The sequence below is a fragment of the Streptomyces sp. Edi2 genome (genome assembly GCF_040253635.1).
In the GTDB taxonomy this organism is placed as follows: domain Bacteria; phylum Actinomycetota; class Actinomycetes; order Streptomycetales; family Streptomycetaceae; genus Streptomyces.
The window spans coordinates 8,234,934-8,249,349 of record NZ_JBEJGX010000003.1 but is presented as its reverse complement, the minus strand read 5'-3'; the positions used below and the strand labels follow the sequence as shown (position 1 = coordinate 8,249,349).

Annotated in this window: 12 protein-coding genes; 3 read left to right on the top strand and 9 right to left on the bottom strand. The window is 72.8% G+C overall.

Annotated features, from left to right (window positions below; all coding sequences use genetic code 11):
* The first annotated feature begins 50 nt into the window (after window positions 1-50).
* The 3 genes from ABR737_RS39430 (at window position 51) to ABR737_RS39420 (ending at window position 4,997) form a co-directional block, all read left to right on the top strand.
* Entirely contained in the window at window positions 51-191 is a 141-nt protein-coding gene (locus tag ABR737_RS39430) for a hypothetical protein (RefSeq protein ID WP_164993100.1), read from the top strand.
* A gap of 121 nt (window positions 192-312) precedes the next feature.
* On the top strand, window positions 313-3,489 hold the full coding sequence (locus tag ABR737_RS39425; RefSeq protein WP_350255956.1) for a lantibiotic dehydratase: 3,177 nt from the start codon (window positions 313-315) through the stop codon (window positions 3,487-3,489).
* Complete coding sequence (locus tag ABR737_RS39420) at window positions 3,486-4,997, top strand: lanthionine synthetase C family protein (protein WP_350255955.1); 1,512 nt, start codon at window positions 3,486-3,488, stop codon at window positions 4,995-4,997. The genes ABR737_RS39425 and ABR737_RS39420 overlap by 4 nt, the downstream gene beginning before the upstream one ends.
* Before the next feature lie 19 nt (window positions 4,998-5,016).
* On the opposite strand, the gene ABR737_RS39415 is transcribed toward ABR737_RS39420, so the two are convergent.
* From ABR737_RS39415 to ABR737_RS39375, 9 genes are all read right to left on the bottom strand, one after another.
* Window positions 5,017-5,310, bottom strand: coding sequence for an acylphosphatase (locus ABR737_RS39415; RefSeq protein ID WP_350255954.1), 294 nt, complete (start codon window positions 5,308-5,310; stop codon window positions 5,017-5,019).
* Between the two features lie 61 nt (window positions 5,311-5,371).
* On the bottom strand, window positions 5,372-6,145 hold the full coding sequence (locus ABR737_RS39410; RefSeq protein WP_350255953.1) for a DUF72 domain-containing protein: 774 nt from the start codon (window positions 6,143-6,145) through the stop codon (window positions 5,372-5,374).
* Between the two features lie 90 nt (window positions 6,146-6,235).
* Window positions 6,236-7,690, bottom strand: coding sequence for a mannosyltransferase family protein (locus ABR737_RS39405; protein WP_350255952.1), 1,455 nt, complete (start codon window positions 7,688-7,690; stop codon window positions 6,236-6,238).
* A 75-nt stretch (window positions 7,691-7,765) separates the two neighbouring features.
* Window positions 7,766-8,206: a hypothetical protein gene (locus tag ABR737_RS39400; protein ID WP_350255951.1), complete on the bottom strand. Its 441-nt coding sequence runs from the start codon at window positions 8,204-8,206 to the stop codon at window positions 7,766-7,768.
* On the bottom strand, window positions 8,199-8,696 hold the full coding sequence (locus ABR737_RS39395) for a SigE family RNA polymerase sigma factor (RefSeq protein WP_350255950.1): 498 nt from the start codon (window positions 8,694-8,696) through the stop codon (window positions 8,199-8,201). The genes ABR737_RS39400 and ABR737_RS39395 overlap by 8 nt, the downstream gene beginning before the upstream one ends.
* Before the next feature lie 271 nt (window positions 8,697-8,967).
* Window positions 8,968-10,125, bottom strand: coding sequence for an XdhC family protein (locus tag ABR737_RS39390; RefSeq protein WP_350255949.1), 1,158 nt, complete (start codon window positions 10,123-10,125; stop codon window positions 8,968-8,970).
* Between the two features lie 238 nt (window positions 10,126-10,363).
* Entirely contained in the window at window positions 10,364-12,511 is a 2,148-nt protein-coding gene (locus tag ABR737_RS39385; protein ID WP_350255948.1) for a xanthine dehydrogenase family protein molybdopterin-binding subunit, read from the bottom strand.
* Complete coding sequence (locus tag ABR737_RS39380) at window positions 12,508-13,500, bottom strand: FAD binding domain-containing protein (protein ID WP_350255947.1); 993 nt, start codon at window positions 13,498-13,500, stop codon at window positions 12,508-12,510. Before ABR737_RS39380 ends, ABR737_RS39385 begins: the two co-directional genes overlap by 4 nt.
* Complete coding sequence (locus tag ABR737_RS39375; protein ID WP_350255946.1) at window positions 13,497-14,108, bottom strand: 2Fe-2S iron-sulfur cluster-binding protein; 612 nt, start codon at window positions 14,106-14,108, stop codon at window positions 13,497-13,499. The genes ABR737_RS39380 and ABR737_RS39375 overlap by 4 nt, the downstream gene beginning before the upstream one ends.
* Window positions 14,109-14,416: the final 308 nt, after the last annotated feature.

Below are 14,416 nucleotides of genomic sequence, written 5' to 3'. Positions count from 1 at the left end.
GCAACAGCCGGACACGCTCCGGGATTAACCATCTTTCTTTGGAGGGGACCATGGAGAACATCATCACCAGCATGGACGAATTCGACCTCGACCTCGACATGGAAATCACGGATTCGGCCACGGTCGCCATGAGTGCGCAGGAGTCGAAGCTCATGACGCAGGTCTGTCCGGTCACCTCCTGGAGCTGCTGAACGAGCCCCTGGGACAAGCTGCTGAGACAGCGGTGCGGGGCGGCACCGGGGACATCGTCCCGCCGCCCCGCACCGTCGTCCGGAGAAGCGGTGGGCGGGGAACGGGCGGGCGGAGAGAGCAATGGGCGGCAAGAGCGACGTCGATTTCACGTGCGGGGAGGTGGCTCTGGTACGGGCCGCGGCACTCCCCCTGCCCCCCGATGACACACCTGCCCGGCCGCCGCGGCCGTCCGCCGGGGAAGTGGACGAAGAGGGCTGGCTGCGCCGTCAGGTGACCCGGCTCGCCGCCGATCCACGGCTCATGGAAGCGGTGACCCTCGCCAGCGCAAGCCTCGCGGCGGAGGTGGACCGAGCCGTCACGGGAGAGCGGCTGAGGCTCAAATCGCTGCGCCGTATCGCGGTGTCACTGGCGAAGTACCACTCGCGGATGTCCCACCGCCCCACCCCGTTCGGCTTCTTCGCGGGGGTCGGTGCCGCCGGGTTCGGAGCTGCCCCCGCGCGGGAGCCGTTGGTCGGCGGGCGCAGTGCGACCCGGCCCGACGCGGACTGGCTGGACGGCGTGCTGGCGACGCTGCTCGATGTCCCGGCCGCATGGCAGCGTTCACGGCTCACCGCCAACAACCTGCACACCGTACGGGACGGCCGGCTGGTCCTGGTCGACCATCATGACCGCACCGGGACACGGCAATGGACCGGCTCGGTACGCCACACCCGGGTGGTCCGTCACCTCCTGGCGGCCGCGGCCCGGCCCACGCCATTCCCCGCACTGGTGGAGGAGGGAAAGCGGGAGTTCCCTCAGGCACCCGAGGGCGCGGTCGAAAACAGCATCGCGCAGCTCGTCCGCGGTCACTTCCTGCTCAGCGAGCTGACCCCGCCGCCCGACTGCACCACCCCGCTCGACCACATCTGCGACCTGCTGCACGGCGTCGATCACCCGACGGTTCGTCAACTGCACGCCATCAGAGCAGAATTGTGTTCCCTGGACGCCGCGCCACCGGAGTCCCGGCATGCCCGGCTGACCGCGGCCCGTGCGCGGATGCAGGCCCTGCAGCCGGCCACGGACGTCCTCCAGGCGGATCTGGCGCTGGACGTACGGCTGACCCTGCCGCACGAAGTGGCCCGGGAAGCGGAGCGCGCCGCGACGGTGCTGTGGCGGACCTCCCCCGTCCACCGCGGCAACCCGCACCTCCGCGACTACCATCTGGCCTTTCTGGAGCGGTACGGCACCGACCGGCCCGTCCCGGTGCTGGAACTGCTCGACGAGACCCGGGGGCTCGGACTTCGTCGCGAGGACCGGCAGCACGGTGCCCCGTCGCCCGCCGCGCCCGGCGCCGACGCCCTCGCGCGCGACCGCGTGCTCGGCGAGCTGCTGATGGACGCCGCCCGCCGCGGCAGCGGGGAGGTGGACCTCGACGAGGAGGCCGTACGCGCCCTGGAACCGGCGGAGCGCGGGCCGGCCCCGCCGAGCATGGAGGTGGGAGCCGAGCTGGTGGCACCGGGCTGGGAGGCCCTGTGCGGCGGGGATTTCGATCTGGTGCTCAGCCCTCATGCGGTGTCACCGCTGGCCGGGGCGGTGTTCAGCCGGTTCGCGCCGGTGCTCGACGAGCGGTCGGCCGGCCGGATCCGGGAGCTGGCCCGGCACACCGAACGGACCGCACCGCAGGACGAGATCCCGGCGTGTGTCGCCTACCGGCCCAGGGTGGCGCGTTCCGGCAATGTGTCCGCCGTCCCGCAGTGGCTGTCCCATCGCCTCCCCCTGGGCGTCGGCCCCGCCGTGGCGGGGACCGCAGACGATCTGCGCCTGGAGAACCTGGCGGTGTACGCGGACGCGGACCGCCTCCGGCTCGTCGACACCTCGACCGGCCGAAGGGTGCGGCCGCTGTCGTACTCGATGCTCCGTCCCAGCAGCGGCCATCTTCCGTACGTGGCCAGGTTCCTGCTCGAACTCGGGCAGGAGGGGCAGGCCTTCTGCGCTCCGTGGAGCTGGGGCAGCTGGGCCTCGGCCCCCGCACTGCCCCGGGTGCGCCACGGCCGGACCGTGCTCTGCCCGGCGCGCTGGCTGCCGGACCGGGCGCTGCGCGCCGCGGCCGGGGGCGGGGACGAGGAGTGGGAGCGGCAGGTCGGGCGCTGGCGGCAGCGGTGGGACGTGCCGCGGCAGGTGCTGCTCACCAAGGCGGACCACCGCGTCGCGGCCGACCTCGGCGACCCGCTGCACCTCATGGCCTTCCGCGACGAGGTGCGGCGCTCCCCCGGCCTGACGGTGGTGGAGCAGTTCGCAGGCGCAGCCGGGAGGCAGTGGCTCCGGGGGCCGGAGGGCTCCCATGCCGCGGAGTTCTTCTTTCCCGTCTTCGCCCGGCCTACCGACCGCGACTCCTCCCGCTCCCCCGACACCCGGAGGCCCCTCCCCGCGCCGGTGCCGGTCCCGCCCCTGACACGGGACACGGACAGCGGCCGCGGAACGCGCGCTCAACTGCCCGGTGGCGCATGGCTCTACGCGAAGATCTACCTGCCCCGGGCCCGCCAGACGGAGGTGCTGGCCCGTCATCTCGCACCGCTGACCGACCCCGGCCTGCTCAGCAGAGCGGGGGCCGACCTGTGGTTCTTCCTCCGCTACGAGGATCCGGCTCCCCACATCCGGCTGCGCTTCCACGGCAAGCCGGAATCCCTGTGGCCGGTGCTGCTGCCCGAGCTCCACTCCTGGGCGCAGGCGCGCACGGAGGCGGGGCTGCTCGCCAAGGTGGTCCTGGACACCTATGAGCCCGAGACCGAGCGGTACGGCGGCCCGGCCGCGCTCGGTCACGCCGAGCGCTTCTTCCACGCCGACAGCGAATCCGCCGTCACTCTGCTGGCCATGTCACCCGACCAACTGGGCAACCCGACGCTGCCGGCCGCGCTGGGCATCCTCGACATCCTCACCCACCTCGGGTCCCCGGACCAGGCGCTCGGCTGGCTCAGCACCCCCTCGGTCCTGGCGCATCGCAAGGACGTACCGCGGGCCCGGAAGCAGGCTCTCGCCGCACTGCTGGACCCGCACGGCAGGCCCGGGCCGCCGGCCGCCGCGGACGGCTGGGGCGTCGGGTGGCGCACCCGCGGCCCGGCGCTGGCCGGTCTGCGCGACGTGCTTCTCTCCGGTGAAGGGGACGGGGACGGGGACCGCACGGGCCGGATCGCCCTGAGCCTGACGCATCTGCACTGCAACCGGCTGTTCGGCCCCCGCCCCGAACAGGAACTGTCGGCCCATGCGACGGCCCGTGAAGCGCTCGCCCTGTGGCTCGGCCGGAAGCGGAACAACCGATGACCGGGACCACACCCGTGACCGGGACCGCACCCGAGGAACTGTGCGACGCGGCGTCGGCCGTCGCCCACCGCGTCGCCGACCTGCTGAGCACACCGGAACAGGTGGCCGGCGCCGCCCGTGACGCCTTCGCCGCGCTGCCGCCCGAGCTGCCGCAGTCCGGCTGGCAGCCGGCCTCGTTGCTGACCGGACACCCCGGCATCGCGCTGCTGCACACCCGGTGCGCCCGCAACGACGCCCGGTACGCGGCCCTCGGGCACTCCCATCTCGCGGCGGCCGTGGCGGCGGCCCGCGACGCCGGGCAGGCCGCGGTCGGCGACCTGCTGCTGCCCGCGCGGCTGCACGCGAACGCACACGGCGGATACACCCGGCTGCTGGCACGCTGCGTCGAGGTCCATGCCGCCTACGTCCGGGCCCGCGTCACCCACCTCGTCGCACGACGGCAAGAACACGGGCCCGGGCTGGCGTACGGCGACTACGATGCGATCGCGGGCCTGGCGGGAGAGGGGCGCAGCCTCCTGCTGGCGGCCGACCACGGCGACGAACGGTGCGTACCCGCCCTCGGCGACGTCCTGCAGTTTCTCGTCGGCATCAGCCACCCCGTCCGCCTCGCCGACCCCGGCCGCTACGGCCACTCCGGCCGCCCCGATCGCCCCGATCGCCCCGCGGAAGAAGACGGCATCCAGGTGCCCGGATGGTGGTGCGCACCCGACCGGTACCTCGTCCCGCGCGACCGCGAGGAGTTCCCGGGAGGTGACTTCAACGTCGGTGTCGCCCACGGGATCTGCGGCCCGCTCGCCCTGCTGTCACTGGCCCACCGCTCCGGGCACCGGGTACCGGGGATGCCGGACGCCATCCGGCGGATGGCCGACTGGGTGCAGAGCATCGGGTACACCGACGGCCACGGCATGCAATGGCCCGGCCGGGTCGCCTTCCCGGGCCGCCCCGGAGAGCTTGCCCACCGCCGAGTCTCCCCGCGGGCGGGGACACGCAGCCGACCGGGCTGGTGCTACGGGACCTCCGGTATCGCCTGGAGCCTCCACCTGGCCGGTCAGGCGCTCGGCGACCACCGGCTGACAGCACTGGCCGAGGAGGCGATCGGCGCCCTCGCACCTCGCACCCACGACGGGCCGGCGTCCGGTGGGTCAGCGTCCGACAGACCCGCGTCCGACGACCCGGGCCTCTGCCACGGCCGTGCGGGCGTCCTCCACACCACCGTCCGCATGGCCACCGCCACCGGACGCCCCGCATTGTGGACGGCCGCGGACGCCCTCGCCCGGGAGCTCATCGCGGCATTCGACGAGCGAACTCCCTTCGGTTACACCCAAGTTCTGCCGCTCGCACCCCCGCCGTCACCCTCTTTGCGGACCGCCCCGCACCGCATCCACCACCCCGGATTGCTGGACGGCGCCACCGGAATCGCCCTCGTACTGGCCGACTACGCCGACGCCCGCCGGGGAACCGCACCGACCGAGCGTGACGGCTGGGACGCGGCGCTGCTGATGGGGTGACGGCGCTTCAGAGGGGTGATCACCCTTCCTGGAATCCGCCAGGCGTCGGCCGGATCTCGAAGCCTGTGAGTCCCTGCGGCTCTTCCTCATGGACGGACACGGTGTTGACGGTCGCCATGGGGGGACCCTCGTGTGCCCAGTCCACCAGTTTCCGTACGTGCTCGGGCTCCCCCTCGAACACGGCCTCCACCGTCCCGTCGGACAGGTTGCGTACCCAGCCGGCCACTCCGTGCTCGTCGGCCAGGCGCCGGCAGGTGTCGCGGAAGAACACCCCCTGCACGTCTCCGGAGACCACCACCCGTCTGCGGATCATCCGTGCCTCACCTCGCTCGTTCGTCCGGCGGTACGAGCGCAGATATATCCCGCCCCCGCGGTCAGCGGGCGGAGCCACGCCCGGGCGGCGTACGGCTCACGGAACGTCCGGTGGCCGACGCGGCGCGGGCGAAGTGGGCGGCGTCGAGGACGGCGGCGCCGCCCGTGTCGTTGTTGAAGTAGGTGTAGACGTCGGCCCGTTCCGGCCAGGTGTCGGCGATCCGTCGTGCCCAGGTGGTGAGCGCCTGGCTGCCGTAGCGGGGCCCGGGTTCCGCACGGCCCCCGTGGAGACGCAGATACCCCCAGTCGGCGGTACGCCAGAGGGGCGTCACGGGCCGCGAGCGCCGGTCCGCCCAGCACAGTGCGGCACCCCGGTGCTCCAGCACGGTGCGGATCTCCGGGGTCCACCACGAGGTGTGGCGCGGCTCGACCGCCACTCGGGTTCCGGCGGGGAAGCAGCCGAGGCAGGCGTCGAGCAGCCCGGCGTCCGCGGGCAGCGTGGGCGGCAGTTGGAGCAGGACGGGCCCGAGCCGGGGGCCCAGGGCGGCGGCGCGCGACATCAGCCGCCCGACCGGCTCCTGCGGATCCCGCAGCCGCTTGATGTGCGTCAGATAGCGGCTCGCCTTGACGGCCATCACGAACCCGCCGGGGGTGCGTTCCCGCCAGGTGGCGAAGGTCTTCTCCTCGGGCAGCCGGTAGAAGGCGGCATTGCTTTCGACGGTGGCGAACTGCCGCGCGTACTCCTCGAGCCACAGCCGCTGCGGCTGGTCGTGCGGGTAGAGGACGCCGCGCCAGTCCTTGTACTGCCAGCCGGACGTTCCGACGAAGACGGTCATGACGGATCCCTGCCCGGTCAGGAGCGGCGGCTATCAGCCGGGGCTCATCCGGCGGGGCCCGTCCGGCGGGGCCCGTCCGGCGGGGTGGTGTCATCCGGCCCAGCGCCCGGACAGGAAGGTGAGGGCGAAGACCGTCATCAGCGGCGCCGCGAGGCAGACGTACGCGGTTTTCACCCGCGGAGTGCGCAGGCTCCATCCGGCCAGGAGGACCCACAGGGGCCACCACAGGAGGGTGGCGCGGGGTATGGAGGTGTACCAGTACGAGGTGCCCAGGGCCCAGAGGCTGAGGCCGACGTAGACGGCTTCCGGCCAGCGGCGCCGCCGGACCAGCACCCCGACGAGCAGCAGGCCGACGACCATGGCGAGGAGTTCGGCCTGGGACATCAGGGCGTACCCGGTGGGCAGTGACTCGGCGAAGGCGGCATGCCAGGTGTTCCCCCAGGCCTCCCAGGGGGCGTGGAAGTCGCGGTACCAGCCGCGTTCTTCGGCGTGCTTCCAGGCCATCCAGTCGCCGGTGTGCATCCGGAGATACCCGCTGTAGACGAGGGGCGGCAGTGCGGGAAGCGCCAGCCACGGCAGTGCGCGCCACTGCCGGCGGGTGCGGACGGTGACGGCGAACTGGACGGCGAGGGCGGCGGCGAGGAAGAGTCCGCTGACCCGGACGCCGGTGGCCAGCGCGGCCAGGACGGCCGCGGCGGGCCAGTTCTGCCGCTGGGCAGCGAGCCAGGCCGGCAGGGCGAGCGCGAGGAAGAGCGCTTCGGTGTACCCCGCCGCCAGGAATATCGCACACGGTGAGAGCAGCAGGAAGAGAACGGCCCGCCGCCCGGCGCGCTCGTCGGACAGGTACAGCCGGGCGATCCGGGCGAGTGCCAGGACGGCAACGGCGCCGGAGACGAAGGAGATCAGCAGGCCTGCGGTGGCCCAGTGCGGGACGACGGTGTGGACGGCCCGCAGGAGGAGGGGGAAGCCGGGGAAGAAGGCTTCTCTGTTGTCCCAGCCGTTCATCCACGGCCCGGCCTGACCGGGGAAGTAGCCCTCGCTGGCGATGTGCAGGAAGTGCCCCCAGTCCCACCGCCGCCACGGCGCGAGGAAGTCGGCGGGGTGATGGGCATCACGGTCGTCGAGAAACAGCCACCGGGTGCAGTAGGCGGTGGTCCAGATCCCCACCCGGGTCAGCAGATACAGCCACAGCACCTCGCGGTCGGCGGGCCCCGGGACATAGCGTCGGCGGCGGGGTCCCGGCTCCGGCGCGTGGGCCGGACGAGAGCGGCCTGCCGGTCCGGAGTCGACTGCCGGGTCGGCGGCGTCTGCGGGGCCACCGCCCGGGGGCGCCGTGTCGCTCGGGGCCGCCGTCGCGCCAGGGATCGTCGTGCTGCCCGGGGCCGCTGTGCCATCCGGGATCGCCGTACCGCCCGGCGTCACCCTGCCACCCGGGATCGTCGTACCGACGGTGCGCGCCGACGCCGAGGGGGCCCGTGGTCCGGCGACGGGGCGGGCGGCGAGCGGCGGGCGCGTCCGGCGCAGGCGGGGCGACAAGGCGGGCATACGGGATCTCCTGCTGGGGTTTCGGGCGTGCGGGGCCGCCCGGCGGCGGGACCGCCGGGTCAGGGTGCGGAGAGGTCAGCGCGGTGGCGCGGTGGACGGAGGGGATGTTCCGTGCGTGGCGGTGGCGGACGCCCCCGGGGCTCCCCGGCCGGTCCGGGGCGGCGCGGTGGCGGGCGGTGTGCCCGGTTCGGTCCGGCCGGGAACGGGAGTACTGGTCACCGACGACGTGCTGCGGGGCGTCGTCGGTACGGGTTTCGGGGCGGGACTCGGCCGGGAGGGAGACGGGGTGACGGCCGGGACGCCGGTATTCGGGCTGCCGGGCAGCAGTACGGCCGCGGCCGCACCGGTACCGGCGAAGACCAGGCAGGCGCCGGCGGCGAGCGCGGCGATCCGACGACGGCGCAGCCGCTCCCCGCGCCGGGCGACGAGCACGACCGGTGCACAACGCGCCCGGGACTGCCCGGTGGAGGCCGCTTCCTGGAACAACGACCGCAGCGGGTCATGGGGTTCAGGCACCGGGTGCCTCCTCAATACGCGGGTCCTGCAGACGAACGGAGAGTGCGGTCCGGCCCCTGACCAGATGGGTCTTGACGGTGCTGGCGGACAGCCCGGTCTCGACGGCGATCTGCTCCACCGTCAGGTCACACACGTAGTGCAGCGTCATGATCCGCCGCTGATTGGCGGGCAGCTGCCGCAGCGCCTCCACCAAGGCCACCGATTCGGGCCCGGGGCCCTCGACATGCGGCGGGGCGCCGCTGCGCTGCCAGGCATCCGCGGCACGGCGCCGTACGCGCCACCGGCTCACCGCCAGGCGCCAGGCGACCGTACGGATCCAGGCCTCGGGCTGACCGTTCCGGTCGAGCTGACGCCGCCGGCTCCACCCCCTGGCGAACGCCTCCTGCACCACGTCCTGCGCCTCGTGCTGATCGCCGAGCATCACGTACAGCTGCCCGGTCAGCCGGGCGACCGTCTGCGCGTAAAACTCTTCGAACTCCTCGACGGTCAACGGCCACTCCCCGGTTCTTTTCGGTCTCCCCTCGCATACGCCTGGCGCACGGCATCCGGTCGACACGCAGCGCAAAGTTCCGGGGTGACGGTCATCACAGACCGCGGCGCCCGGCACCCGGCACCCGGCACCCGGCACCCGGCACCCGGCACCCGGCACCCGGCACCCGGCACCCGGCACCGCCAACTCAGAACCGCGGCGCACCGGCACGCGGCGCCGCCGGCTCAGAACCGCGGCGCTCCGGTACCCGGCACCGCCGGCTCCCCCGGAATCACGCCACCACCCGCGTTCCGGTCAAGCCGCTTCCCCCCTGCCCCGCCTCCTGGTGAATCGGTGTCCCGGAGCCGGTCAGCGGGGCGCCCGTGCCGCCATGGCGTGCCGCGACGATCTCGGCGGCGATGGAGAGTGCGGTCTCCTCGGGGGTGCGGGCGCCGAGGTCGAGGCCGATCGGGGAGCGGAGGCGGGCCAGTTGGGGGCCGGTGACGCCGGCTTCGCGGAGTCTGCGGTTGCGGTCCTCGTGGGTACGGCGTGAGCCCATCGCGCCGACGAAGGCGACCGGCAGCCGCAGGGCCTCCTGCAGCAGGGGGATGTCGAATTTGGCGTCGTGGGTGAGCACGCAAAGGACCGTGCGGCCGTCGGTCCCGGTGCGCTGGAGGTAGCGGTGCGGCCAGTCGACCACGATGTCGTCGGCCTCCGGGAAGCGGGCCCGGGTGGCGAAGACGGGGCGGGCGTCGCACACGGTCACGTGGTAGCCGAGGAACTTGCCCGTACGGACCAGAGCCGCGGCGAAGTCGATGGCGCCGAAGACAATCATGCGGGGCGGCGGCACGCTCGACTCGACGAACAAGGTCAGGTCGGCCGCGCAGCGCGATCCGCTCTCCGAGACCGAGAACGTACCGGTGCGCCCCGCGTCCAGCATGGCGCGGCTCTCCGCCACCGCCGCACGGTCCAGCTCCGGATGCCCGTCGAGTCCCCCTTCATAGGAGCCGTCGGGGCGTATGAGCAGTGCTCTGCCGAGCAGTTCGGCCGGTCCCCTGGCCACACGGGCGATTGCCGCCGGCTCCCCCCGGGCGGCGGCCGCCAGCGCCGCGGCGAACACCTTCCTGCCCGGTGAGTCCGCCCGCACCGACGTGACCAGGACCTCGATCACCCCGCCGCAGGTCAGTCCCACCGCGAAGGCGTCCTCGGCGCTGTAGCCGAACTGTTCCAGGACCGTCCCGCCATCCTGGAGTGCCTGGGTGCACAGGTCGTACACCGCTGCTTCCACACATCCGCCAGAGACCGATCCGATGGCCGCACCCCGGCTGTCGACGGCGAGGGCAGCGCCCGGGCTGCGCGGCGCGCTGCCGGCGACGGCCACGACGGTGGCGACGGCGAAGTCCCGCCCGTCCGCCATCCATCGGTTCAGCTCGTCGGCGATGTCCAGCATCTCGGTTCTCCTCCTGGTGTGCGGGCCCCGCACGAAGGCCCGTTATGGAGCGGACGTCATCGCACCCGGACGTCCGGTGCGAAGGGGAAGGGACCCGAGCCCGGGCGCCCGTGCACGACGGGAGCCGAACCCGGGCATCCGTACGGGACAGGAGCCGAACCCGGGCATCCGTGCAGGACAGGAGCCGAACCCGGGCATCCGTACGGGACAGGAGCCGGACCCGGGCGTCCCTGAGGGCTCAGCCGGTTCCGCTGTTACCGCTCCCGACTCCCGCCAGCAGGACACGGTCCGGACGGATCGGCAGGTTCCGGTGACGTATACCGGTCGCGTGCCAGACCGCGTTGGCGATGGCCGCCGCGGCTCCCACGATCCCGATCTCGCCGATGCCCTTGATCCCCACCGGGTCGTCTTCGTCCGGGTCGTCCACCCAGTCCGCTTCGATGAGCGGTACATCGGCGTGCGCGGCGAAGTGGTAGCCGGCGAGGTCGGCGCCGACATGGCCGCCCGACTCCGGATCCCTGACCGCCTCCTCGTGCAGCGCCATGGAAAGGCCCCAGGTCATACCGCCGATGAATTGGCTGCGGGCGGTCAGCGGGTTGATGATCCGGCCCGCGGCGAAGATGCCGAGCATCCGTCGAACGCGTACCTCACCGCTGGTGACATCCACCGCGACTTCGGCGAACTGCGCCCCGTAGGAGTGCCGTTCCTTCTTCGCCAGCGCGGCGATGGCCTCGCTGGTGTCCGCACGTGCCGTGATCCCTTGCGGCGGGATGGCCCCGCCCAGCGCCAGCTGTTCCTTCAGCTCACGCACCGCGGCCGTAATCGCCCAGCCCCAGGAGCGGGTGCCCATCGAGCCGCCGGCGACCATCGCGGGGCCGAAGTCGCTGTCCGCGATCTTCATACGGATGCGCGCCGGTTCCACCCCCAGTGCGTCCGCGGCGATCAGGGCCAGCGCGGTCCGTGCGCCGGTCCCGACGTCCGCCGCGGTGATCCGTACGGTGAACGTGCCGTCCGCCTCGGCCGTCACGGCCGCCGTGGACGGGGCGGCCGCCGAGGGGAAGGTGGCCGCAGCCGTGCCGGTGCCCAGCAGCCAGCGTCCTTCCCGGCGGGTGCCGGGACGCGGGTCCCGGTCCGCCCAGCCGAAGCGAGCGGCGCCCTCCTGGAAGCAGGCGGGCAGTTGACGGCTGCTGAACGGCAGACCGGAGAGCGGTCCCGCTTCCGGTTCATTGCGTGCCCGCAACGCGATCGGGTCCATACCGCACTTCTCGGCGAGCTCGTCGAGCGCGGACTCCAGAGCGAAGGAGCCCGGGGCCTTGCCCGGCGCACGCATCCAGCTCGGTGTGGGCACATCGAGCGGGACGACGCGGTCGACGGTGTGGTGCGCGTCCGCGTCGTACATCACCCGGCCGAACTGCGCGCTCCGCTCGACGAATTCATGCACGGTCGAGGTGAGGCACAGCGCCTGGTGGTCGAAGGCGCGCAGCCGTCCGTCGGCGTCGGCGCCGAGTCTGACCCGCTGCACCGTGGGGCTTCGGTAGCCGATGACGGAGAACATCTGCCGTCGGGTCAGTACGACCCGGACCGGGCGGTGGAGAACGGTTGCCGCCATGGCGGCGAGCACCACATGCGGACGGGTCGCCTTGGCTCCGAAGGCGCCGCCGACGTGCTCGGACCGCACCCGTACCGAGGCGGGGTCGAGCGAGAACAGCTTCGCAAGCTCGTCCGACACGAACCTGCTGCCCTGGTTGGAGTCGACGACTTCGAGCCGGCCGCTGTCCCAGCGCGCCATCGCCGCATGCGGTTCCAACGGGCTGTGGTGCTCTTCCGGTGTGGTGTATTCCGCATCCACGACCACGGAGGACGCGGCGAGTTCGGCCGCCAGGTCGCCCTTCTGTGTCTCCGTCGGCGTCCCGAGGGAACCATCCGGTGTGCGTACTCCGGGGCGTCCGTAGAAGAAGGCGGTGTCGTGCGGCTCCTCCTCGTACTGGACCACCAGGGTTTCGGCAGCTTCCCTGGCCTGCTCGGAGGTTTCGGCGACGACCAGCGCGACCGGCCAGCCGACGTGCGGCACACGGTCGTGCTGGAAGACCTGAAGGATCGGCTCGGCCGTCCCGAAGGCGTTGGTGTAGTCCCCGTTGACCCGCGGGGCGTTGCCGTGGTGCAGGACGGCGAGGACACCGGGCATGGCGAGTACGGGGCCGGACTCCACGGAGCGGATGCGGCCACGGGCGACGGTGGACAACACCAGCCAGCCGTGGGCGAGTTCGGCGAAGGGGATCTCACCCGCGTAGCGTGCCGCCCCGGTGACCTTGTCCCGGCCCTCCAGGCGGGTGTGGGCGGTGCCCGAGGCCCGCGTCACCGCGAGGCTTTCGGCCGTGGTGGTCATCGGGCGGCCTCCTCGGCGAGTTCGGTCAGCACGGCCACGACGAGGTTGCGCATCAGTGTCACCTTGTATCCGTTGTGGGGCAGCGTCCGGGCGGCCGACAGTTCGGCATCCGCGGCGGCGGCGAAGGCGTCGGCGCTCGCCGGTCCCCCGGTCAGCACCCGCTCGGCTTCCCGGGCCCGCCACGGCCGGGACGCCACCGCCCCGAAGGCGAGGCGGACCTCGCGGACGACTCCGTCCCGGACGTCGAGGGCGGCGGCGATCGAGCCGATCGCAAACGCGTACGACGCGCGCTCGCGCACCTTCCGGTAACGGGAGACGGCGGCAACGGGGGCCGGCGGCAGGGTGATGCCGGTGATCAGCGCGCCCGGCGGCAGCGCCGTCTCCAGGTGCGGGGTCGCACCTACGGGACGATAGAACTCCGTCAGCGGCAACTCCGCAGGCTCGTCCGCCGTTTCGTACCGGACCACGGCATCGAAGGCGGCGAGGGCCACTCCCATGTCCGACGGGTGGACGGCCACGCAGTGCGCGGAGGCGCCCAGGATCGCGTGGTTGTGGTGTTCGCCCTCGATAGCGGGACAGCCGCTGCCGGGGTCCCGCTTGTTGCACGGCTTGGTCGCGTCGGTGAAGTAGCCGCAGCGGGTGCGCTGGAGCAGATTCCCGCCGACCGTGGCCATGTTGCGCAACTGCCCCGAAGCACCGGACAGGACGGCCTGCGCCAACGCCGGGTAGTGGCGCCGCACTTCGGGATGGGCGGCGAGCTCACTGTTGGTGACGGTCGCGCCGATGTGCAGACCGCCGCCGTCCCCGGCCTCGATCCGGTCGAGGGGGAGTTCCCGTACATCGATGAGCAGCGCGGGCCGTTCCACCCCGGCCTTCATCAGGTCGACGAGGTTGGTGCCGCCGCCGAGCGCGCGCGCCCCGGGATCGGAGCCGAGCAGGGCGACCGCACCAGGGACGTCGAACACGCGCTGATAACCGAACTCCCTCATGCCGTCACCTCCGCGCCGTCCGTGCCGGCAGCCGTGGAGGGGCCGATTTCCTGCCGCGGTCCGGGAGGGGACGGCGCCGCACCGGCCTGCGCCGCCTGCGCGACCGCCTGCACGATCGATACATAGGCGCCACAGCGGCACAGATTCCCGCTCATCCGCTCCCGGATCTCATCGGCGGTGAGCGGCGGCACGCCCGCCTCGGGCCGTACGTCCGCGCTCACGGCGCTCGGCCAGCCCGCCGCATGCTCCTCGATCACCGCGATCGCCGAGCAGATCTGGCCCGGTGTGCAGTAGCCGCACTGGTAGCCGTCCAGGTCGAGGAACGCCTGCTGCACCGGATGCAGCCGCTCGCCCTCCGCCACGCCCTCGATGGTGGTGATCCCGCGCCCCTCGGCGGCCACCGCGAGCTGCAGGCACGCGACGGCCCGGCGTCCGTCGAGCAGCACCGTACAAGCCCCGCACTGGCCGTGGTCACAGCCCTTTTTGGTACCGGTCAGATCCAGGTGCTCGCGCAGCGCGTCGAGCAGGGTGGTGCGGTGGTCGACGGGCAGCGTGTGTTTCTCGCCGTTGATGTTCAGGGTGATGGCGCTGGACGTCGATAGGGCCATGGTCAGCCTTCTTTCGCGTATGGGAGGCGCGGTGGTCATCGGGGCGCGGACCCTGATGCCGACGTGGCCGGCCCGGAGGCCGAGCGGCCCCTGTACTGCGGGAGCGGGAGTGCCGGACGACAGAGGTTCCCGGGGACAGTTCGGAAGACGGTGGGGGAAGAGACGGCGGGGTGCGTAGCGGCGCCGGCTCGGAGCGCCGACGGCGAAGGCGCTGGATGGTAGGCAGGTCACAGTGCCCACGGGCTGTCCACACCGGCCGTATCTGCCGCTATGGTGGACCTAAGCGGACAACTGTCCATTACCCTCGT